Raw genomic sequence first — 20,853 nt, forward strand, 5'->3', positions numbered from 1 at the left:
CGCAGGAGCAACGCGACAGGCGACACGGAGGTGGCCGGTGGAGGGCGCGAAGCAATTGCCGGGGTCCGGGGGGAGGCTCTCCCCCCGGCGGGTCCAGGGCGGAGCCCTGGCGGGGTCCGGGGCGGAGCCCCGTCAGCGGTGCGGGGGCCAAGCCCCGCTAGAGCGTGATCACCAGGGGCACCACCACGGGGTCGCGGTCGAGCACTTTGCGGAAGAAGCGGCGCAGGGAGGAGCGGATGCGTTCCTTGAGCTTGTCGGCGTTGCCCGGGGGGACGGTGTCCACGGTGTCGAGGATGACGCATTTGGCGTCTTCGAGCACGTGGGAGTATTGCTGTTCGAAGACGAAGCCCTTGGAGATCAGGTTTGGTCCGATCATGATCTCGCCGGTCTTTTCGTCCTGCACGAGCACCACGATGACCATGCCTTCGCCGGCCAGGAGCTGGCGCTCCTTGAGCACGGTCTGTCCCACGTCGCCCACGCCCTTGCCGTCCACGTAGACCTGCTCCACGAGGATGGGTTCTTCCAGGCGGATGCCGCCTTCCGCCAGGAAGGTGACGGGTTGGCCGTCCTCAATGATCAGGGCGCGTTCGGGGGCCACGCCGTGTTCCAGAGCGAGGCGGCGGTGCTTGACGAGGTGTCGGAACTCGCCGTGCACGGGGATGAAGAACTTGGGCCTGACCGCGCCAAGCATGATGGAGAGCTCCTCGCGGTGGGCGTGTCCGGAGGCGTGGATGGCCTGGACGCGCTCGTAGAGCACTTCCGCGCCCAGGCGGTAGAGCTTGTCGATGAGCTTGTGGATGGCGCGGATGTTGCCCGGGATGAAGCGCGAGCTCATGAGCACCAGGTCGCCGGGGCGGATCTTCAGCTGGCGGTGCTCGCCGGTGGCCAGGCGGGAGAGGGCGGAGAGGGGTTCGCCCTGGGAGCCGGTGACCATGAGCACGCTCTTTTCCGGGGGCAGCCCGGCCAGCTCGTCCATGGAGGCCCAGACGCCGGGGGGCATGCGCAGGTAGCCCAGATCGCGGGCGATGTCGATGTTGTTGGCCAGGCTTTTGCCGGAGACGGCCACGCGCTTGCCGGTGTCGTGGGCCAGGTCGAAGATCTCCTGCATGCGCTGGATGTGGCTGGAGAAGAGCGTGATGATGATGCGCCCCTCGGCCTTGCGGAAGATCTCGGCCAGGGACTGCTTGATCTCCATCTCGGTGAGGGCGAAGCCTTCGCGCTCCACGTTTGTTGAGTCGGAGAGCATGCAGAGCACGCCGGGGTCCGCGAAGCGGGAGAAGGCGTCCAGGTCGGTGAGGTGTCCGTCCAGGGGGTAGCGGTCGATCTTGAAGTCGCCGGTGTGGACGAAGCGCCCCACGGGGGTCTCGATGCCCAGGCCGTAGCTGTGCACGATGGAGTGGCAGACCTGGAAGAAATTGAAGGAAAGGGGGCCGATCTGCACGCGGTCGTTCTTTTCCACGGGGCGAAGGTCGGCGAACTTGAGCAGGTCGTGCTCTTCGAGCTTCTTGGAAACCAGGGCCAGGGTGAAGGGCGAGCCGTAGATGGGCGCGTCCACATAGGGGAGCAGCCAGGGCAGCGCGCCGATGTGGTCTTCGTGGCCGTGGGTGAGCACGATGGCCTTGAGGTGTTCCTTTCGCGCCAGGATGAAGTCGAAGCGGGGGATCACCACGTCCACGCCGAAGAGGTAGTCCTCGGGGAACATGAGGCCGCAGTCCACCAGGACGAGGGAGTCGCCGCAGCCAACGCCCAGGCAGTTCATGCCGATCTCGCCCAGCCCGCCCAGGGGGTAGAGCGTTACGTCTCGGCTCATGCGCGTCGCTCCTGATAGGCCTGGTCCATGTGCCCTTTGAACCAGTCCTTGAATTGTTCGCGCTGCTTGAGCGTGAAGCGCTCCGCGGGCTGGAAGGGCTCCAGGGCCTCGACGCGCACCAGTCCGGGGGAGGGCAGGTTGGCCCCGCGCGGCAGCACGGCGCGCGTGCCGGTGATGATCAGGGGGGCCACGGGGAGGCCGCACTTGAGGGCCATGATCATGCCGCCGATCTTGAAGTCGCCCAGGTGCTCGCTGGTGCGGGCGCGGGTGCCTTCGGGAAAGATGAGGATGGAGAGGCCTCGTTTGGCTGCGTCCACGGCCTCGTCGATGGAGCGCATGGCCTTGCGGGAGTTCTCGCGCAGGATGGCGATGTGCCCGGTGCGGCGCATGGCCGGGCCGAAGAGGGGGATCTTGAAGAGCTCCTCCTTGGCCACGAAGCGCAGGTTCCAGCTGTGCAGCACGGCTAAGAGCGCCAGGATGTCGAAATGGCTCTGGTGGTTGGACAGGAAGACGTAGTTGCCGGCGGGGTCGAGCCGGGAGAGGTCGGCCTGCACGCGCACTCCCGCCAGCAGGAGGCCCAGCCTGGCCCACGCGCACTGAATGGCGTGGGCCAGACGGGCGTTGGTCCCGAGGGGCGCCATGAGCCAGCACAGGCAGGAGACGATGGCCGTGAGCACCGGGAAGGCGATCAGGAACAGTATCTTGCGGGCGAGGACCATGGCTCGGGGGCTAGGCCTGTTCTTCTTCTTCGTCGCCGTGGTCGTGTCCGCAGCCGCAGGCCGACTCGATGGAGAGGATCACCTCGGTGGCGTCGCGCAGGGCGCCGGAGAGGTCCTTGAGGCCGGAGGGGGTCAGTTCTTCGGCGTCGAGCATTTCGGCGGCCTTGAACACGACGCGCAGGGCGTTTTCCAGGAGCAGGTCCTGAGGATCGATCTCGAATTCTTCCACGTGAATCTCCTGATGGGGATGGATTGAAAGGCAAACTCCGCCGCTTTTAGCGGGCCGGAGCGCAAAAAGCTAGGCCTCGGGCGCGAGATGGCGCTCGATGACCGCCAGATCCTCCGGGCGGGCCTTGGCGCCCAGGGACACGGAGTGGCCGTGCACCCGCAGGCTGCCGCCCGCGTGCTCCACATAGCCCGCCGAGAGCACCGTGGAGTAGGGCACCAGTTCCCGCATCTCGCCGTGGCTGACCCGGGCGGGGAACAGGATGGGGGCGGGATGGCCCGCGAAATCCTCGAAGATGATGTATTTCATGGCCGCCTCCTTGCGTTGTGTAGACCGAAACGGTTCCCTTGTCACGCCCGGGCGCGCTCCGGGGCGGCGCGAAAACGTCACGGCGCGGCCCTTTACAAGACGCGAAAGGAGGTATAATTACATCCGGCTTTGCACTGAATGTATCGTTGAAATTGAATCATTTCGAGAGATTGCATATGAACTACGTCCCCATGAACCTGCGCCGCCTGGTGGCCGACGTGCTCCCCAAGGGCTTCGAAGTGGCCCGCACGGGCGAGGATGAGCCCCAGCACGGCTACGCCTACTACTATGTGACGGACCCGGACAAGCGCCGCCGCACCTTCTCCCACGCCACGCCCACCCTGGACGAGCTTTACGGCGAGATCCGCAAGCTGGCCGTGGAGGTGCGCCGCCTGGACTACTGGAAGCGCAAGTCCGAAATCACCGACGCCGACATGGACGCCCTGGTGGAAAGCGTGTGCACCAACATGCCCAAGCTCAAGGGCCAGCGTTGGGGCTACGCCGCCCAGGACATGACCACCCCCTGCTGCGGCGTGCGCGTCCCGGCGGGCAAGTGGTGGGTCCACGAGGACGCCGGGATGCTGGGCCAGTTCGCACCCGCCGCGCCCAAGGCGGGCTCCCCGGACGTGGTGTTCCTGGACGCCCAGGACTTCGCCCGCTACCTCATCGAGCGCAAGGAGTCGCGCTTCGAGCGCTCCGTGCGGCAATAGGCGCGACAACACGAGTCATTCCCGAACGCCGGGCGGCCAATGGCCGCCCGGCGTTCTTCGTTTCGGGGGGGCGAATCCTTTGCGGGTCGTTCCGGCCAAAGGCCGACGCCCGGGCGCGGGAGGCGGGCGGACGCTCCTTGCGGGGCGCTGCGCTTCGCTGTATGGTCCGCGCGTTCCGGAGGCCGCCATGCGCACAGCTCTTTCCGCGTTGTTCTGCCTGTTCTTCCACTTCGCCAGCCCCGCCCGGGCCGCCGAACCCTACAAGATCGCCATTCTGGAGTTCGACGCCGTCACGGCCGAAGCCCAGAAGGAGAACCTGGGACGGCTCACGGCCGAATTCCTGGTGACGGCCGCGGTCAACGCGGGCTCGTTCTCCGTGGTGGAGCGCGCGGCGCTCAAGAAGGTGCTCGACGAAATGCAGTTCGGCCAGAACTCCGACGCGCCCGGCAGCGTGGCCCAGGCCATCGGGGCCATGGTGGGCGCGCGCGGCGTGCTCACGGGCTCGGTGGCGCGCACGGGCGGCTCCGTGCGCCTGGACGCGCGGCTCATCGACGTGGCCTCTGGCAGCATCGTGGCCGCGCGCAGCGCCTACGCCAAGACCGACCTTCGCTCCCTGGCCACGGCGGCCGAACTGCTGGTGAGCCAACTGGCGGGCGATGTGGCCCGTCTGGCCGCGCCGCCCGCGCCGCCCGCGCCCGCGCCGGTCCCCCAGGCGGCTCCTGCAGCGGACCCCGGGCCTGCGCCTGCACCCGAGAAAGCGCAATAGCACTGCGTGCGTCGCATAAAAACACAATGATTTCATAATTTTGTAGGGCATGTTCAGGGGCGGCGACTCCGCCCTTGGACTGCCGAGCCACTGTAGCGGCACGCTTCAGGAATGCAGCATTGCATTTCTGATATGCAGGACGAGTCCGACAACGCGAAAAATGGGTTGCACTGCCCGGCGGAGTTGGGCTAGGGCTGTCCCGGAGCGGGTCGGCCCCGTGCATGTCGGCCCCCTGTCCGATCCCGGGCGCAGCGCCCGGACGCGTCTCCCCGGCCCCTCCGGGCCGACGCCCGCCTCAATCCTGCCCGAAACCGCGAGGAGTTCGACGGAATGCGCAAGTGGACGGTGCTGGTTGTCGTACTGACCATCTTCTCCCTGCTGTTGTCCCCCCACTTGGTTGGCGCGAAGTCCTCCCAGCCGGACAAGAAACAGGCGCGTTCCACGGAAAGCGCCTCCAAGGCCCCTGCCCACAAGTCTTCGTCCTCCTCCTCCAAGAAGTCCTCCAAGGAAGAAAAGAAATCCGCCTCGACCAAGGGCGAGGCCCGGAACGCCAAGGCCTCCGCGAAGCCCGCGCAGGAGCGCCGGACCGCCGCCAAGGAAGCCCCGGCCAAGGAAAAGTCCTCCAAGGAGGAACGCGGCTCCAAGGGGCGCAAGCGCGTCCTGCAGGCCGAGCCCGCCCCGGCCAAACCCGTCCTGCCCGACTCCTTCAAGGGCGAATTCGGCGTGGCCACCAAGGCCGCCATGGTGCAGGACATGGAGACCGGGCGCGTGCTCTTCGCCCAGGAGCCGGACGCGCCCATCCCGCCTGCGTCGCTCACCAAGGTGCTCACCCTCTATCTGGTCAACGAGCTTCTGCGCGACGGCTCGTTGAAGCTCGAACAGGCCATCCCCGTCAGCGAGGCCGCCAGCCACGCGGGCGGCTCCACCATGCGTCTGAAGACCGGCGAGATGGTGGCCCTGGACGACCTGGTGAAGGGCATCGCCATCGCCTCGGCCAACGACGGCTGCGTGGCCGTGGCCGAATACCTGGGCAAGGGCGACATGGCGCCCTTCGTGGAGGCCATGAACCGCAAGGCCAAGGAACTGGGCATGACCAATTCCCAGTTCTTCAACCCCAACGGCCTGCCCCACGACGACCAGGTGACCACCGCCCGCGACATGGTCACCCTGGCCAGCGCCTACCTCAAGCGCTTCCCCGAAAGCCTCACCATCCACTCCATGACCGAGTTCACCCGCAACAACCGCGTGCGCCACAACTCCAACACCCTGCTCGGCCGGGTGGAGGGCGTGGACGGCCTGAAGACCGGCTTCGTCTGCGCCTCGGGCTACAACATCGTGGTCACGGCCAAGCGCGGCGACACGCGCCTGGTGGCCGTGGTGCTCGGGGCCAGGAACCGCCGCGTGCGCGAGCGCGAAGCCACCCGGCTCATCGAGGAGGGCTTCAAGATCGTGGCCGCCGAGAAGGCCGCCTCGGGCAAGCAGATGGCCCAGGCCCACTAGACATCCCCAGCCCCCTCCTGTACCCCCCTCGCGTCCGGCCCAGGCCGGACGCCTGCGTTTGGGAGACCCCATGACACCCTTCACGAGCATCAACCCCGCCACGGGCCGCGAGGCCACCTCCTTCGAGGAGCACACCCCCGCCCAGGTGGAGTCCATCCTCGCCGACATGCGCAACGCCCAGCGCTGCTGGCGCAACTTCCGCCTGGACGAACGCGCCGATTGCCTGCGCCGCGTGGCCGGGAACCTTACGGAGCGCGCCCAGGACTACGCACGGCTCATCACCGCCGAGATGGGCAAGCCCATCGGCGAATCCCTGGCCGAAATCACCCGCTGCGCGGGCGTCCTGCGCTTCTACGCCGACCACGGCCCGGCCATGCTCGCCCCCGAGACCCCCGAGGGCGCTCCCCAGGGCGCGCGCATCGTGCACGAGCCCCTGGGCATCGTGCTGGCGGTGATGCCCTGGAACTTCCCCTTCTGGCAGGTGCTGCGCGCGGCGGCCCCTGCGCTCCTGGCGGGCAACGCCTTCCTGTGCAAGCACGCCCCCTCGGTGACGGGCTGCTCCCTGGCCCTGGAGGAGGCGCTTTCCGGCGTGGGCATGTCCGACGGGCTCTACCGCGCCCTGGTGGTGCGCGACGAGCGCGTGGCCGCCGTGGTGGAGGACCCGCGCGTGCGCGCCGTGAGCCTCACGGGTTCGCGCCGGGCGGGATCGGCCGTGGCCGAGGCCGCCGGACGGGCCGTGAAGAAGTGCGTGCTGGAGCTTGGCGGCTCCGACCCCTTCATCGTGCTGGCCGACGCAGACCTGGAACTGGCCGTGCACACCGCCGTGGGCGCGCGCTTCTACAACGCGGGGCAGACCTGCATCTCGGCCAAGCGCTTCCTGGTGGACCGAAAGGTGGTGCGGGAGTTCGAGGCGCGCCTGACGCGCTCGGTGGGGCTGCTCAAGATGGGCGACCCCCTGCGCCCCGAGACGCGCATCGGCCCTATGGCCCGGGCCGACCTGCGCGACGCCCTGGATCGCCAGGTGCAGGGCTCCCTGGCCCTGGGCGCGCGCATGATCCTGGAGGGCGGACCCGTGCCCGGGGAGGGCTTCTTCTACCGGCCTGCGGTGCTGGCCGGCGTGCGCCCGGGGATGCCGGTGTTCGAGGAGGAGGTCTTCGGTCCCGTGGCCAGCGTGACGAGCGTGGACGGCCCCGGCGAGGCCCTGCGCCTGGCCAACCAGACCCGCTACGGCCTGGGGGCCAGCGTCTGGACGCGCGACCTGGCCCTGGGGGCCAAGCTGGCCGACAACATCGAGGCCGGGAACGTGGCGGTGAACACGTTGCTCAAGAGCGACCCGCGCCTGCCCTTCGGCGGGGTGAAGGACTCGGGCTACGGCCGGGAGCTGGGGCGCGCGGGGCTCCTGGAGTTCGTCAACGCCAAGGTGCTGCGCCTGCCCCCGGGGGCGTGAGGGCGCGCCCCGGCGGGCCGGGGCGCGCAGGATCGGCGGATCAGTGCGTGGGCGCGGCCTTGGCGTCCTGGGCAGGCGTCTGCTCCAGCTTCTGGCGGAAGGCCTTCACCTGGTCCATGAGGTTCCAGTTGGTGATCATCTCCAGCCAGTCGTCGTAGGAGAGGGCGTGCTGGTCCAGGTAGCTCTCGTGGCCCTTGAGCCACAGCCCGAACATGTGCTGCTCGATCTTGAAGGCCCTGGAGTCCAGCCCCTTGAGCACCACGCCCTGGCCGTACTTGGTCCCGTCGTAGAGGGTGCAGACGAAGGCCCCGACGCTGGTGCAGGAGCCCTCGTAGGTCAGTTCCTTGCCGTTGGCCTCCTCCAGCAGGGGGGCCAGGTCCGGGTGCTTGGCGCGGCAGTCTTCCAGCACGGCCTCGGGCAGTTCCAGCCAGGTCTTCCCGTCGCGCTCGGCGGCGTGGTAGAAGCGCGCCCAGTGTTCCAGGATGAACACGCGCATGATGTCCTTGATCAGGGTTTCTTGCTGGTCGATCATCAGGCTTGGCTCCTTAAGGGTTCATGGGGCGTGGCAGCGCACGAAGTGGCCCGGCCGGGCCTCGCGCCAGGGGGGCGGCGTCTCGGCGCAGGCCTCGCGCGCGTCTGCGCAGCGCGGCGCGTGGGGACAGCCCTCCCCGGGGGCAGCGGGCTGCTCGTCGTGCCGGACGGCGGCGTGCTCCGGGCGCGCCCGGCCGTGGGGATCGGGCACGGCGTCCAGGAGCAGGCGTGTATACGGGTGAAGCGGCGCGGCGTAAAGGGCCGCCGCAGGGGCCAGCTCCACCAGGCGTCCCCGACGCATCACGGCCACTCGGTCCGAGAGGTGGCTCACCACGGCCAGATCGTGGGAGATGAAAAGGTAGGTGAGCCCCAGGCGCTGCTTGAGGTCCTCCAGGATGTTGATCACCTGGGCCTGGATGGACACGTCCAGGGCCGAGACCGGCTCGTCGAGCACCACCAGCCGGGGGTTCAGGGCCAGGGCGCGGGCGATGGCCACCCGCTGGCGCTGCCCGCCCGAGAACTGGTGCGGGTAGTTCACCGTCTGGGAGGGCGAGAGCCCCACCATGGCGAACAGTTCGGCCACGCGCTCCCGGCGCGAGGCCTTGTCCCCCACGCCCCGGGCCTCCAGGCCCTCGGCCACGGAGCGGCCCACGCTCATGCGCGGGTCCAGGGAGGAGACGGGGTCCTGGAAGACCATCTGGACGATCTCGGGCATCTCGTCCTGGAGCGCGAGGTCCGCGTCCAGGTCGCGCCCCTCCAGGAGCACCGAGCCCGACGTGGGCAGGACGAGCCCCGTGGCCAGGCGCGCCAGGGTGGACTTGCCGCAGCCGGATTCGCCCACCAGGCCCACGGTCTCGCCCGGGGCCACGCAGAGGTCCACGCCGTCCACGGCGCGCACCAGGCCGACGCGGCCCAGCAGGCCCCGGCGCACGCGGTAGGCCTTGCGCACGTCGCGGAACTCCAGGCAGGGCGTCACGGGCGCGCCTCCGGGGCGTGGAGCCAGCAGCGCACGGCGCGGCCCGGTTCGGGGGCGAAGGCGGGCGGGGCCTCCCGGCGGCAGGGCTCGAAGGCGCTGGGGCAGCGCGGGTGGAAGTGGCAGCCCGGGGGCAGGCTGTGGATGGGCGGCACGGCCCCGGCCACGGGGGTGAGCCGGTGGCGCTCGCCCAACCGGGGCAGGGAGGCCAGGAGCCCTTGCGAATAGGGATGGAGCGGGCGCTCGAAGAGGGCCTCCACGGAGGAGAGCTCCACCAGCCTGCCCGCGTACATCACCCCGGCGCGGGCGCAGGTGCGGGCCACCACGCCCAGGTTGTGGCTGATGAGCAGCATGGAGAGTCCGCGCTCCCGGGCCAGGGAGGCCAGAAGTTCCAGGATCTGTTTCTGGATGGTCACGTCCAGGGCCGTGGTGGGCTCGTCGGCGATGAGAAGCCGTGGCTCGCAGGCCAGGGCCATGGCGATCATCACCCGCTGGCGCATGCCGCCCGAGAGTTCGTGGGGGTAGGCCCGCAGCACGCGCCCGGGGTCGGGCAGGCCCACCTGGGCGAAGAGTTCCGCCGCGCGCGCCAGGGCGCGGGCCTTGTCCAGGCCCTTGTGGAGCATGAGCGGCTCTGCCGTCTGGAAGCCCACGCGCATCACGGGGTTGAGCGATGTCATGGGCTCCTGGAACACCATGCCGATGCCCGCTCCGCGCACGCCGCGCAGCGGCTCTGGGTCCAGGGTGAGCAGGTCGCGCCCCTCGAAGAGGATGCGCCCTCCCGTGACGCGCCCGGGAGGCGGCACGAGCCCCAGCACCGCCAGGGAGAGCACGGTCTTGCCGCAGCCCGATTCGCCCACCAGGCCCAGGGATTCGCCCTTTTCCAGGGCGAAGCTCACGGAGTCCACGGCCGGGGCCGGGCCGAGGGGGGTGTCGAAGGCCACGCCGAGGCCGTCGAGGGCGAGCAGGGGGTGCATGTTTTTTTCCTTGAGGGCCGGGCGTCCGGCCCGTAAACGTACGATTTTCGCCACGCGGTGGCAAGAAGGAGCATGGATGGCCTCACGGTATGCGGTGATCGGCGGCGGGCTGGCAGGGTGCGAGTGCGCCCTGGCCCTGGCGCGCGCGGGCAAGGCGTCGACCCTCTTCGAGATGCGCCCCGGGCGCATGACACCCGCCCATTCCGGCGCGGGCCTGGGGGAGCTGGTGTGTTCCAACTCGCTGCGCTCCGACGACCCCGAGAGCGCGGTGGGGCTGCTCAAACGCGAGATGGAGCGCCTGGGCAGCGCCGTGCTGGAGGCCGCCCGCGCCGTGAGCGTGCCCGCGGGCAAGGCCCTGGCCGTGGACCGGGAGCTCTTCACGGCACGGCTCACGGCCGCCGTGGAGGCCGAGCCCCTGGTGAGCGTTACGCGCCGCGAGGTGGAGAGCCTGGACGACCCCGCGCTGGCGGGCTTCGACCAGGTGGTGGTGGCCGCCGGTCCCCTGGCCTCCCGGGCGCTCTCGGAGAGCCTGGCCGCCGCCATCGGCGGCGAGAGCCTCTACTTCCACGACGCCATCGCGCCCATCGTCTTCGCCCACTCCATCGACCGGGAGAAGGTGTTCTCCCAGTCGCGCTGGGAGGAGGGCGAGGGCGACTACCTCAACTGCCCCATGGAGAAGGACGAATACACGGCCTTCCATCAGGCCCTGCTGGACGGCGAGCGCGTGGTGCCCCGGGAGTTCGAGAAGGAGCTGCACTTCGAGGGCTGCATGCCCGTGGAGGCCCTGGCCGACCGGGGCTTCAAGACCCTGGTGTTCGGCCCCATGAAGCCCGTGGGGCTCACCGACCCGCGCACCGGGCGCAGGCCCTACGCCGTGGTGCAGCTGCGCCCCGAGAACCGCGAGGCCACCTGCTACAATCTGGTGGGCTTCCAGACCAAGCTCAAGTACCCCGAGCAGGAGCGCGTCTTCCGCATGATCCCGGGGCTGGAGCGGGCCGAGTTCGCGCGGCTGGGCTCCATCCACCGAAACACCTACGTGGACGCGCCCCGGGTGCTCTCGCCCGGACTGGAGCTGCTGGCGCGCCCGGGAGTGTTCCTGGCCGGGCAGATCACCGGGGTGGAGGGCTATGTGGAGAGCGCGGCCTGCGGCCTGTGGCTGGGCCATCATCTGGCGCGCGAGCTGTCGCTGCCGCCCGAGGAGACGTGTCTGGGGGCGCTTTTGGCCCACCTGCGCCGCCCCGTGAAGAAGTTCCAGCCCTCCAACGTGAACTACGGGCTCACCCCGGAGCTGACCGAGCGCGCCAGGAAGGACTCGCGCAAGGCCCTCTACGCCAAGCGCGCCCGGGAGGCCTGGGAGGCGTGGGAGCAGGCGGCGGGGTGAGGGCCTGCCTCCCCTCCCCGCATTGACAACACGCCGGGATTCAGGGCACACATTCGGGCGACAACCCGAGGCGTGTGATCCCTGCTTCCGGCGTGGGCCGGACACCTTGCCCGCGGAGCGCCCTGCATGCTCGTTCCTCCGTACTGGCCCCTACGTTCCCATTTGCGGGTCCACGCTCTGGTCTCCACGCTGCTTCCCTGCCTGCTCATGGCGGGTTTTCTCTCCTACTACCTCTCCCAGCGCCTGCACGAGCGCTACGCCGCCGAGATGCTGCTCACCCTCAAGCTGCAGCGCCATTTCGTGGACAGCTGGCTGTCCGACCGCCAGCGGGACGTGATCCGGCTGGCCGAGCAGCCCGAACTCAAGGATCTGTCTCCCGCCCAGGCCGAAGGCGACTTCCGCCGCTTCATGGCCGTGATGCCCGAGTTCCGGGGCCTGGTGTACGTGGACGCCCAGGGGCTGACCGTGCTGGACACCGTGGCCAAGCCCGGCCTCTACCTGGGCGATCGCATGTACTTCAAGGAAGGCCGCCAGGGACGCCCCTACATCACGGACCTCATCGTGGGCCGGGCCACGGGCGCGCGGCTGATCATCTTCTCCGCCCCCGTCCGCGGCCCCGGCGGCGAGTTCCGGGGCATCGTCTTCGCGCCCATCTCTCCGGACGTGATCGTCCAGGCCGTGGGCGGCGCGCGGCTGGACTACGAAGGCCAGACCTTCCTGCTGGACCGCGTGGGGGCCGTGGTGGCGGGCGACGAACAGCTCGTGCCCAACCCCGGCGCCACGCAGCCCTCCATGGAGGGCGCCCAGGGCGAGGCGCACGAGTTCACCTACCTGCGCCGGGACGGCACGGCCATGATGGCCATGGCCCTGCCCCTCTCCGTGCCCGGCTGGAGGCTGGTGGCGGCCACGCCCAGGCAGGCCCTCCGGGACGCCGTGCGCCCCGTGGTGGGGGTGGTGTTCGCGGCCGGATTCGTGTCGTTCGGAGTGCTCCTGCCGCTGGTGCTGGGCTTCGCCCGCCGCATCGGCGCGGTGGTGGAGCCGCTGGCCGGCCATGCCTCCCAGCTGGCCCAGGGCCGCTACGACCTGCCCCTTCCCGCGATGCCCACGGGGCGCGTCCCCCGCGAGCTGGACGTGCTGGCCCGGGCCTACGAGGTCATGCGCGAAAAGATCGTCCTGGACGTGAACACCCTGGAAACCATGGCTCTCACCGACGCCCTCACGGGGCTGCCCAACCGCCGCTACCTGATGGAAGAAGGGCCGCGCCTCGTGGAGCTCTGCTCGCGCACCCGCCTGTCCTGCGCCTGCCTGCTCCTGGACGTTGACAACTTCAAGACCGTCAACGACCTCCACGGCCACGCCAAGGGCGACCTCGTGCTGGCCGGCGTGGCCTCCGTGCTGCGTCGCACGGCGCGCGGGGCCGACATCCTGGGCCGCCTGGGCGGGGAGGAGTTTTTGCTGCTGTGCGCCGACACCACCCGGGAGGACGCGCTCATCCTGGCCCAGCGCGTGCGAGAGGCCGTCAAGGACGCGCGCATCGCTCCCCTGAATGCGGGCGGCGTCACCGTGAGCGTGGGCGTGGCCACCGTGCGCACCTTCATCCAGCCCTCGGGCGTGCTCTTCGACCGCCTCCTGGTGGCAGCCGACACGGCCATGTACCAGGCCAAGGCCGCCGGACGCGACCAGGTGGCGGTCTCCCAGTGCGACCCCGACGCGTCCGCCTGCGCGCCCGACACCCCGTAACAGCGCGCCGTGCACTACGAAGGGACCATCATCCGCCCGCCCAGCGAGGCCGACAGCATCCTGCTCCAGGTGAGCGCGGGCTGCTCGCGCAACGCCTGCGCCTTCTGCGGGGCCTATGTGGGCCAGCGCTTTGCCGTGATCCCCGAAGAGCGCGTCTTCGAGGACATCGACTGGGCCGCCGCCCGCCTGGGCGGCAACCGCAGGCTCTTCCTGTGCGGCGGCGACGCCCTCACCCTGCCCATGGAGCGCCTGGAGCGCGTGCTTGCGCGCGTGCGCGAGCGCCTGCCACGCGTAGGGCGCGTCGGTGCCTACGCCAGCGCCCTGGGCCTGGAGGGCAAATCCCGGGACCACCTGGCCCGGCTGGCCTCCCTGGGCCTGGACACCGTGTACATGGGCCTGGAATCGGGCGACGACGCGGTGCTCGAGGCCATGAACAAGGGCTCCGCCGTGGGGGAAATCCTCTCGGCCGGGCGCATGGTCATGGAGGCGGGGCTGCGGCTCTCGGTCACTGTGATCACGGGGCTGGGCGGCCTGGAGGGCTCCGAGCGCCATGCGAGGCTCACGGGGGAGGCCCTGGCCGCGCTCTCGCCCCACCACGCGGCGGCGCTCACGCTCATTCCCGTGCCGGGAACGCCCCTGTGGCGGCGCATCCGGGAGGGGCGCTTCGTCCTGCCCGAGGGGCCGGACATGGTGCGCGAGCTGCGCGCCCTGCTGGAGCACGCCCGCATGGAGCGCGGCCTCTTCCTGGCCGATCACGCCTCCAACCACGTCCCCCTGCGCCTGCGCATGCCCAGGGACCGCGAGGCAGGGCTCGCGCTCCTGGACGAGGCCCTTGCGGGGCGGCGCGGCCTCAAGCCCGAGAGCGCCCGCAGGCTCTGAGAAGGTCCCTCCCGCAGAAAAAATGAGGGATATCCTCTCTTTTCAACGCCATCGCGTTGGTTTAGCGTCTCCCGGAGCCGTGCGAGCCGGGGCGTCCCCCCGGCGACACTCCATCAGCCCCCGGGGCGCAACGAGACGCCGCATGAACCGAACCCTCCTGGACGATCTCGATCCGCACGGCGAGTCCCTGGCCGTGGACCAGGAGCAGTCCCTGCTGCTCGCTCCGGGGCACCCGGCCGTGCTCCAGTCGCGCCAGGGCGACCCGGGCTGCCGGGTGGTGGTGCTGGGTGTGAAGCCCGGCGAGTTCCTCATGGTCAAGACGCCGCCTTCGGCCCTGGCCAAGAACGGCCTGGCCGAGGGCCAGCCTGTGCGCCTGTGCCTGGAGAACGAGGGCGTGGTCTGCCAGTGCGAGGCCACGGTGCTCGCGGCCCTGCGCCAGCCCCTGCCCGTGCTCTTCCTGGGCTGGCCCGCCAGCTTCCATGCCCGCAGCCTGCGCCGCCATCCGCGCGTGAAGTGCCTGATCCCCGCCCAGGTGGAGATCGCGGGGGCGCGCTTCGCTGCCCACGTGCGCGACATGAGCCTGGGCGGCTGCCGCGTCACCGCCGACCTGAGCCTGGCCCCGCGCGCCGGGGAACTCAAGCCCGGAGACCTCTGCGAAGTGCGTCTGGTGATGAACGGGCCGGGCATGGACCGCCTGGCCGGACAGGTCTGCGCCCGGACCCTCGCGGGAGGCGAACTCGCCATGGGGCTGGCCTTTCCCCCGGGGGACCTGACCCGCGCCCGGGTGGAGCGCTTCGTGGAACGCCTCCTGACAGTGGAGGAGATGCGCCGCAGGACAACGCCCGGCGGCAACGGCAACGGGCGCGGACCCCAGGCCCTGGCGGCGCCCGAATCCGTCCTGGCCGACGCCACGGCCTGCGTGCACGACGCCCGCAAGATCGAGCTCAAGGCCTTGAGCGCCCTGGACATCCAGTTCACGGGCAACCATCTCTACGAGCAGTCGCTCATCCTGGGCGTGGACGGCTCCCAGGCGCTCATCGCCGAGATGCCCGTGGCCTGCGGCCTGAAAAGCTGCCCCAAACCCGGCATGGGCCTGCGCGGCCGCTTCCAGGAACACGGCTCCTACTACGGCTTCATGACCTTCGTGACCAAGTTCGTCACCAAGCCCCGCCCTCTGGTCTTCCTGGCCTACCCCAAGAAGATCGAGACCCTCATGCGCCGCAAGCACCCCCGCGTGGAGTGCCAGATCCCCACCAGCGTGGCCAACGAGCACTTCCGGGCCCATGGCTTCGTGGTGGACGTGAGCGCGGGCGGCTGCCGCGTGCTGGCCAACCTGGAGGCCGGGGAGCCCATCGTGAACGTGATGACCGGCGACGTGGTGGAACTCTCCCTGCCCCTGGGCGGGCCGGTCTGCGAGACGCTGCGCGCCAAGGTGAAGTCGTTCCAGTTCGCGGGCGGCCCCGTCACCCTTGGCCTGGTGTTCATGCCGGAGCGCGCCCAGGTGGCCCGGCTGGACGGCTTCGTGTCCCGTCTGGAGGCCGCTTCGCGCTAGTGTTGCGCTTTACTTCCGCCCCGCGCTCGGACACAACCGGGGCATGACCCCGACCCCCGACGCCCTTGCGCCCCCCGCAGCCCGGCAGCGGAGGCTGACCGCCTCCGTCCTGGCCGCGCTCCTGCTGGCCTGTCTGTGCTGGCAGGCCCCCGCCGCGTCCGCCGCCGAGCACCAGCCCGGCGACCGCGACTTCCGCCTTCCCCCGGGGACCACCCCGGCCCAGACCGCCGCCTGGATCAGGCAGGCCAGCGCCCGCCACGGCCTGGACCCCGCCCTGGTGCGCGCCGTCATGGAGATCGAGTCCGGCGGAGACCCCCAGGCCGTCTCGCCCAAGGGCGCGCAGGGACTCATGCAGATCATGCCCGGCACGGCGCGGGAGCTGGCCATGACCGACCCCTTCGACCCCCAGGAGAGCATCGACGCGGGCAGCCGCTACCTCAAGGCCCAGCTCGCGGCCTTCGGGGGCGACGTGCGCCTGGCCCTGGCCGCCTACAGCGCCGGTCCCGAGGCCGTGCGCAAGTACGGCGGCGTGCCGCCCTTCCCCGAGACGCAGCGCTACGTGGGCCTGGTGGCGGACCGCTACATCCGCCTGAAGACAGGGGGCAGCCTGGAGGTCTTCGTGAAGAAAGCCATGGAGGGGCAGGCCCCGGGAGCGGGCTCAGGAGCGGCCGCGAAGAAGCCCCAGCCGGATCAGCCGCGTGAACTTCGTCCTTGGGGGCCGGGAATGGGCGCGAATGAGCCATGAGCGATCCAATCGAGTGCTCGTTTACACCATTCGGCGGATATGTCGGGTTACGCTTGAGAGCGTTGCTCAGATACAGCTGTCTTTGGGCGGTTGCGAAGCCGGTGGTACGCAACACCGCCGTTCTGACGGCGGCGTACTATGCAGGAGATGAACATGGATGGTGTTCCATCCGTAGGAAGCAACGTTAGAAAGGCGCTTTGTGCTCTACGAGTGGAAGCATCGGAATCCAGTGAGCCCATCACGCTGGTCAGTACTTGTCCTAACAGAGTATTCTTCTACACGTTCTCGGCTGAAATACCGTCCGAATGGGATGCATGAAATGATGGACATCCATGCTGCAGCAATGATGGCTACGTGACGCATATGCGGAAAACGTCCGCCGTTGGGTATAAGGCACTTGAGCGTATAGGCGATAACTTCCAGTAGTATTATGTACAAGGCGCAGACGAACAGCGTGGATGAAAGGATAAAGCTCCTTCTGGCTATGTGCGCCATTAGGATACGGGCGGCATTCTGTCGAACGCCGTCCACATAGATTGAAACCCTCTTGTCGTTCGTGTCAAAAGCCTGGTCGATCCGTTTTTTAAAAGCAGCCATGGTGTCTGCATTCTTGGTGTGCAGGATGACGGCGGCAATATACTGGGTCAGTGTTATCGACTCTGTATGTCTCAGGTGGGAATTCAGTATGTTTCGCAATGCGACGTATGCTTTGTTGTCGAGAGGGATGCGGTTGTCGAGGAACCATTGGCGAGCGCCGTCACGCAGATCGAAGAGTTTGTCGCGCGTGTCGTCTAGTACGCTCTTGCACCAGATGTATTCCCAAAATAGCATGAATAGTAATATATTAATTCCAAGCGCAAGCGTTTCCATGTCAGTCCTCCGGTGTCTCCCCCGTTTCGGTAAGCCCACTCGATGTTCTGTCAGGATCTTGGGCTTCAAGCTGCTTTTGAAGCTTGCTTTTCGCGGCGATGGCTCTCTTCTTGCCTTTGCGTTCAATGGCGTACGCTGCCCCCATGCAGACAGTCATGCCCCACCCGGAAACAGTCCCCAAATGGAGAGCATCGACTACCCTCGCAAGGGCGGCGATGCCGTCCGGATTGGCCTGCACTATTCGCTCGAGTCCGGACATGACGAGATAAATGCACAAGGCGACTGTAGCGCACCGTATCGCAAGCTGGACAGTGCTCCACTTCTGTGAAGCCGATATGGCCTCAGCGCCCCAGGAGGTCGACGCACGGTTTCTTTCCCGTTTATCACCAGAACCTGATCCCCTCGATTCGCTCGGTGGCTTGGGAGCCTTTGATTGAGTTTTTACCATATCGAGGAGATTTGGTACATTCATATTTTACTGCCGACAATAAAAATCCCCTTTGCAGGCTTAGATGTCGTTTATTGGATATAGTCTTCAGCCGTTGCGTCCAAACCCTCCAAAGCCTCGGCGATCTCCTCCTGGATGGCCAGGGCCGCCGCGCGCGGGTCGTCCGCGCGGGTGATGGGGCGTCCCACCACGAGATAGTTCGAGCCGCCCGCTATGGCACGGCCGGGAGTCATGATCCGGTGCTGGTCGTCCTTGGTCCCGAGACCGGCCGGGCGGATGCCCGGGGTGACGATCGCGAAGCCCTCGCCGTAGGCGCGGCGGATGAGCCCCGCCTCGCGGGCCGAGGCCACGACGCCCCCGCAGCCCGCCGCCAGGGCCAGCCCGGCGCGGGCGAGCACCAGGTCCTCGATGCTGCCGGGGTAGCCCAGCTCTGCGCGCTCGGTCTCGCCGTAGCTGGTCATCACGGTGACGCCCAGCACCAGGGTGTCCGCGTCCGCCGCTCCGGCCACGGCCGCGCGGCAAACGCTGGAGACGTGGGAGTGGATGGTGGCCATGTGCACGCCGCGTTTGGCCGCCTCGCGCATGGCCAGGTGGGTGGTCTGGGGGATGTCCAGGAACTTGAGGTCCAGCATGAGGCGGTGGCCCATGCCCATGAGCCGCTCCACCAGGGGGAAACCCTCGGCCAGGAAGAGCTGCAGACCCACTTTGTAGTGACAGGCCGCGTCGCCCAGGGTCCGGGCGATGGCCAGGGCGTCGGCGGCGTTGTCCACGTCCAGGGCCACGATGAGCCGCTCGGCGGCGGGGGGGGAGGGGCGCATCAGGCAAACCCCAGCAGGCGGGCGAAAGCGCGGCCCGCGCCCTGGTGCAGACCCCGGTCCCAGAGCAGGTTCTGCACGCTCCACCAGTCTTCGGGCAGGCCCAGGGAGCGCGCGCGCTCCACCAGGAGCGAGAGGGCCGTCCAGTCCGGCGCGTCGGAGGCGGCCAGGGCCAGCGCATGGGCGCGCACGCGTTCCATGAGGGCCTCGCGCTCGCGGGGGGCGCCGGAGCATTGTCCAAGAAAGAGCTTCAGAAGCTCCAGGCGCCTGCCCTCGAGCTCCAGGCCGTTGAGCCAGGCCCAGGCAAGGTGCGCCCACTGTCCGGCCCAGAGCGGGGCAAGGGTCATGGTGGTCTGGGCCTCCTGGAGTTCCGTGACGAGGTTGGCCCCAACGGCCATGGCGGCCTTCCCGGCATCCCAGGCCCGGTCGGCGGCGCGGCGCGCGAAGGCGTCGGCCAGGGCCTGGCGCTTGTTCACGGGCAACGCGCGCGGGACGAAAGATTCCTCGCCGCCCGCGTGGGTCACCGTGACGGGCAGCGCCAGGGGGTCCCGTGCCGGGTCCGGGTCCGGGGGCGGTGGTGTCCAGCGGTAGGAGGCCTGATCCGGGGCGGGCTCCAGGTTCCAGGCGATGGAAACCTTGCCCGCGTCGGGCCTGGCGGGGGAGACGGTGACGGCCACGCCGGGCCAGGAGACGGTGGCGGACGCGCCGGGCGCGGGCAGCCGGTCCTCGGCCCAGAGGGTCCACAGGGCCTGGGCCGTGAGCGAGGCCGGGGTTTCGCGCCGGGGCAGGGCGCTGGCGCGCAGCACGCCCGCGCCGTCGCCGTACTCGGGCAGGTTGGAGGGGGCCTGACGCAGGGCCTCTGCGAAGGAGGCCTCCAGGTCCGGGCCGCCGGTGCGGCGCATGAGTTCCAGGGCGCGCAGGGCGTAGGTCATGGCGTTGACGGGCTCGATGCGCGAGATTTCGTCGAAGAACCAGGCGCAGCTGGCCAGGGAGGCCAGGCCCCACTGCTGCATGGCCAGGAGCTTCCAGGCCGCGTCCTGCTCCGGAGCGGGAAGGCGCTCCAGGAAATGCTCCCGCGCGAAGGCTTCGGGGGCCGCAAGGCCGGAGAGCACCCTGCCGTAGCGGGTGAGGGCCTCGCGGGGGTCCTTGAAGCAGAGCGCGCCGCGCTGGAAGAAGTGCTGGTCGACGGCGTCCTTGGCGTCCTGGAGGGCCCTGCGCAGGGGGCCGCGCCACGTCTGCCGCCAGCCGGGGTGGCCGCCGTCGGTGCAGCCGCAGTCGGAGCGCCAGCGCTCCACGCCGTGGGCGCAGCTCCAGGAGGAGGGCTCGTGCAGCTCCACGCGCCGCGTGGGCGGGTTGGCGGCCAGGAAGGCGGCGAAGTTTGTCAGGCGCGGACCGCCGCGTCCCTGCCGGGCCTGGTCCAGCACGTAGGCCAGGGCCATCTCACCGAAGGTGAAGTGGTGGCCGTATGTCTCGCCGTCGGTGGCCAGGGCCGTGAGTCCGGGACCAGAAGCCCCGGCGAGCCTGCGCCAGAAGTCGCCGCCGTCGGCCAGGAGGCGCTCGAAGGCCACGGCCTGGGAGAGGGGGCCGTCGTAGAAGAAGACGCTGAGGGAGCGCCCCGAGGGCAGGCGCACCAGGTAGGGTCTGCGGATGTCCAGGGAGCCCTGGTCCACGGGGGTGAGCGCCCCGTCCTCCAGGGGGCCCACGGCGCGGGCCTGCCGCGGGGCCAGCACGGTGAAGGCGATGCCAGCGCGGGCCAGGGCCTCAAGGGAGGCGGTGTCCACGGCGGCCTCGGCCAGCCACATGCCCTCGGGGGCGCGGCCGAAGCGGGCGGTGAAGTCGTCCACGGCCCAGGCCACTTCGAGCTCCTTGTCCAACTGGGAGGCCAGGGGGAGGATCTGGTGGTGGTAGACCTGGGCCATGGCGTTGCCGTGTCCCAGACGCCTGGCGCTGGCGCGGTCGGCCTGGACCATGAGCCGCAGGGTGTCGGGGTCGGCCTGGGCCATCCAGTGGAGCAGGGTGGGGCCTGCGTTGAAGCTCATCCACTCGTAGCAGTTCATCACCTCGGTGATGCGGCCCGAGCCGTCGAGGCGTCGGGCGCGGGCCAGGGGCGCGTAGGACTCGCGTGTGATGCGCTGGTTCCAGTTGAGCCAGGGCGCGGCGCTGCCTTCGGGGAGGATGGTCCCGAGCCAGGGGTCTTCGCGGGGCGGCTGGTAGAAGTGGCCGTGGATGCACAGGAAGTTGTCGTCCACCGTGAGGACCTCTCTCCATCGTGCGGAGTTGTTGAGCTTTCCAAAGAGGATGCCCGGCAGGGCGGGGCCGCAGACGGGCCAGTTCTGGGTAGCAGTTGAGGCGTCGGGCTCACAAGGCATTTCTTGGAGGGCTCAGCCGGGCGTGGCGCGCTGTTTCCGACGCGCGGCGACGGCTTGCGGCAGGGCCAAAGCGGACTTGTCCCGCTCAG

General features: G+C 69.4%; 20 protein-coding genes. 9 read left to right on the forward strand and 11 right to left on the reverse strand.

Translation table 11 applies throughout. The features are described 5' to 3' along the window. Positions 1-157: 157 nt before the first annotated feature. The 4 genes from ACV4UX_RS01665 to ACV4UX_RS01680 all read right to left on the reverse strand — a co-directional run bounded on the left by ACV4UX_RS01665 (position 158) and on the right by ACV4UX_RS01680 (position 3,064). A complete protein-coding gene (locus tag ACV4UX_RS01665) occupies positions 158-1,810 on the reverse strand; it encodes a ribonuclease J (protein WP_491591594.1) in 1,653 nt (550 codons plus the stop codon). Continuing rightward, positions 1,807-2,529 (reverse strand): lysophospholipid acyltransferase family protein, encoded by a 723-nt coding sequence (locus tag ACV4UX_RS01670; protein ID WP_491591595.1) that lies wholly within the window; start codon positions 2,527-2,529, stop codon positions 1,807-1,809. The genes ACV4UX_RS01665 and ACV4UX_RS01670 overlap by 4 nt, the downstream gene beginning before the upstream one ends. Positions 2,530-2,539: 10 nt before the next feature. Further along, positions 2,540-2,758, reverse strand: a complete 219-nt coding sequence (locus ACV4UX_RS01675) for a hypothetical protein (RefSeq protein WP_491591596.1) — start codon at positions 2,756-2,758, stop codon at positions 2,540-2,542. Positions 2,759-2,827: 69 nt separating this feature from the next. Continuing rightward, a complete protein-coding gene (locus tag ACV4UX_RS01680; RefSeq protein ID WP_173085193.1) occupies positions 2,828-3,064 on the reverse strand; it encodes a hypothetical protein in 237 nt (78 codons plus the stop codon). Between the two features lie 176 nt (positions 3,065-3,240). Here ACV4UX_RS01680 and ACV4UX_RS01685 point away from each other — a divergent pair, with 176 nt between their 5' ends. The 4 genes from ACV4UX_RS01685 (at position 3,241) to ACV4UX_RS01700 (ending at position 7,487) form a co-directional block, all read left to right on the forward strand. Continuing rightward, positions 3,241-3,774, forward strand: coding sequence for a hypothetical protein (locus tag ACV4UX_RS01685; RefSeq protein WP_491591597.1), 534 nt, complete (start codon positions 3,241-3,243; stop codon positions 3,772-3,774). A 187-nt stretch (positions 3,775-3,961) separates the two neighbouring features. Next, on the forward strand, positions 3,962-4,540 hold the full coding sequence (locus tag ACV4UX_RS01690) for a FlgO family outer membrane protein (RefSeq protein WP_491591598.1): 579 nt from the start codon (positions 3,962-3,964) through the stop codon (positions 4,538-4,540). 330 nt (positions 4,541-4,870) lie between these two features. Further along, positions 4,871-6,040 carry a D-alanyl-D-alanine carboxypeptidase family protein gene (locus ACV4UX_RS01695; protein WP_491591599.1) on the forward strand — a complete coding sequence of 390 codons (1,170 nt, stop codon included), beginning with the start codon at positions 4,871-4,873 and terminating at the stop codon, positions 6,038-6,040. Positions 6,041-6,110: 70 nt separating this feature from the next. Then, positions 6,111-7,487: an NAD-dependent succinate-semialdehyde dehydrogenase gene (locus ACV4UX_RS01700; protein ID WP_491591600.1), complete on the forward strand. Its 1,377-nt coding sequence runs from the start codon at positions 6,111-6,113 to the stop codon at positions 7,485-7,487. A gap of 40 nt (positions 7,488-7,527) precedes the next feature. On the opposite strand, the gene ACV4UX_RS01705 is transcribed toward ACV4UX_RS01700, so the two are convergent. The 3 genes from ACV4UX_RS01705 to ACV4UX_RS01715 are packed head-to-tail and all read right to left on the reverse strand — an operon-like array spanning position 7,528 to position 9,965. Continuing rightward, on the reverse strand, positions 7,528-8,019 hold the full coding sequence (locus ACV4UX_RS01705; protein WP_173085206.1) for a hypothetical protein: 492 nt from the start codon (positions 8,017-8,019) through the stop codon (positions 7,528-7,530). A 21-nt stretch (positions 8,020-8,040) separates the two neighbouring features. Further along, positions 8,041-8,994, reverse strand: a complete 954-nt coding sequence (locus ACV4UX_RS01710; RefSeq protein ID WP_491591601.1) for an ABC transporter ATP-binding protein — start codon at positions 8,992-8,994, stop codon at positions 8,041-8,043. Continuing rightward, positions 8,991-9,965, reverse strand: coding sequence for an ABC transporter ATP-binding protein (locus ACV4UX_RS01715; RefSeq protein ID WP_491591602.1), 975 nt, complete (start codon positions 9,963-9,965; stop codon positions 8,991-8,993). The genes ACV4UX_RS01710 and ACV4UX_RS01715 overlap by 4 nt, the downstream gene beginning before the upstream one ends. A gap of 76 nt (positions 9,966-10,041) precedes the next feature. On the opposite strand from ACV4UX_RS01715, the gene trmFO reads away from it, so the two are divergent. The 5 genes from trmFO to ACV4UX_RS01740 all read left to right on the forward strand — a co-directional run bounded on the left by trmFO (position 10,042) and on the right by ACV4UX_RS01740 (position 16,262). After that, entirely contained in the window at positions 10,042-11,346 is a 1,305-nt protein-coding gene (gene trmFO / locus ACV4UX_RS01720; RefSeq protein ID WP_491591603.1) for a methylenetetrahydrofolate--tRNA-(uracil(54)-C(5))-methyltransferase (FADH(2)-oxidizing) TrmFO, read from the forward strand. A 162-nt stretch (positions 11,347-11,508) separates the two neighbouring features. Next, a complete protein-coding gene (locus ACV4UX_RS01725) occupies positions 11,509-13,086 on the forward strand; it encodes a diguanylate cyclase (protein WP_491591604.1) in 1,578 nt (525 codons plus the stop codon). A 9-nt stretch (positions 13,087-13,095) separates the two neighbouring features. Then, positions 13,096-13,965 carry a radical SAM protein gene (locus ACV4UX_RS01730; protein WP_491591605.1) on the forward strand — a complete coding sequence of 290 codons (870 nt, stop codon included), beginning with the start codon at positions 13,096-13,098 and terminating at the stop codon, positions 13,963-13,965. Between the two features lie 142 nt (positions 13,966-14,107). Continuing rightward, a complete protein-coding gene (locus ACV4UX_RS01735; RefSeq protein WP_491591606.1) occupies positions 14,108-15,517 on the forward strand; it encodes a PilZ domain-containing protein in 1,410 nt (469 codons plus the stop codon). Positions 15,518-15,560: 43 nt separating this feature from the next. Then, positions 15,561-16,262 (forward strand): lytic transglycosylase domain-containing protein, encoded by a 702-nt coding sequence (locus ACV4UX_RS01740; protein ID WP_491591607.1) that lies wholly within the window; start codon positions 15,561-15,563, stop codon positions 16,260-16,262. 204 nt (positions 16,263-16,466) lie between these two features. Here the strand turns inward: ACV4UX_RS01740 and ACV4UX_RS01745 are convergent, their stop codons facing one another. The 4 genes from ACV4UX_RS01745 to ACV4UX_RS01760 all read right to left on the reverse strand — a co-directional run bounded on the left by ACV4UX_RS01745 (position 16,467) and on the right by ACV4UX_RS01760 (position 20,764). Next, positions 16,467-17,132, reverse strand: a complete 666-nt coding sequence (locus tag ACV4UX_RS01745) for a hypothetical protein (RefSeq protein ID WP_491591608.1) — start codon at positions 17,130-17,132, stop codon at positions 16,467-16,469. 1 nt (position 17,133) lies between these two features. After that, positions 17,134-17,391, reverse strand: a complete 258-nt coding sequence (locus ACV4UX_RS01750) for a hypothetical protein (protein WP_491591609.1) — start codon at positions 17,389-17,391, stop codon at positions 17,134-17,136. Positions 17,392-17,651: 260 nt separating this feature from the next. After that, positions 17,652-18,398, reverse strand: a complete 747-nt coding sequence (gene pyrF / locus ACV4UX_RS01755; RefSeq protein WP_491591610.1) for an orotidine-5'-phosphate decarboxylase — start codon at positions 18,396-18,398, stop codon at positions 17,652-17,654. Continuing rightward, entirely contained in the window at positions 18,398-20,764 is a 2,367-nt protein-coding gene (locus ACV4UX_RS01760) for a DUF3536 domain-containing protein (RefSeq protein ID WP_491591611.1), read from the reverse strand. The genes pyrF and ACV4UX_RS01760 overlap by 1 nt, the downstream gene beginning before the upstream one ends. Positions 20,765-20,853 lie beyond the last annotated feature (89 nt).

The sequence above is a fragment of the Fundidesulfovibrio sp. genome (genome assembly GCF_058402725.1).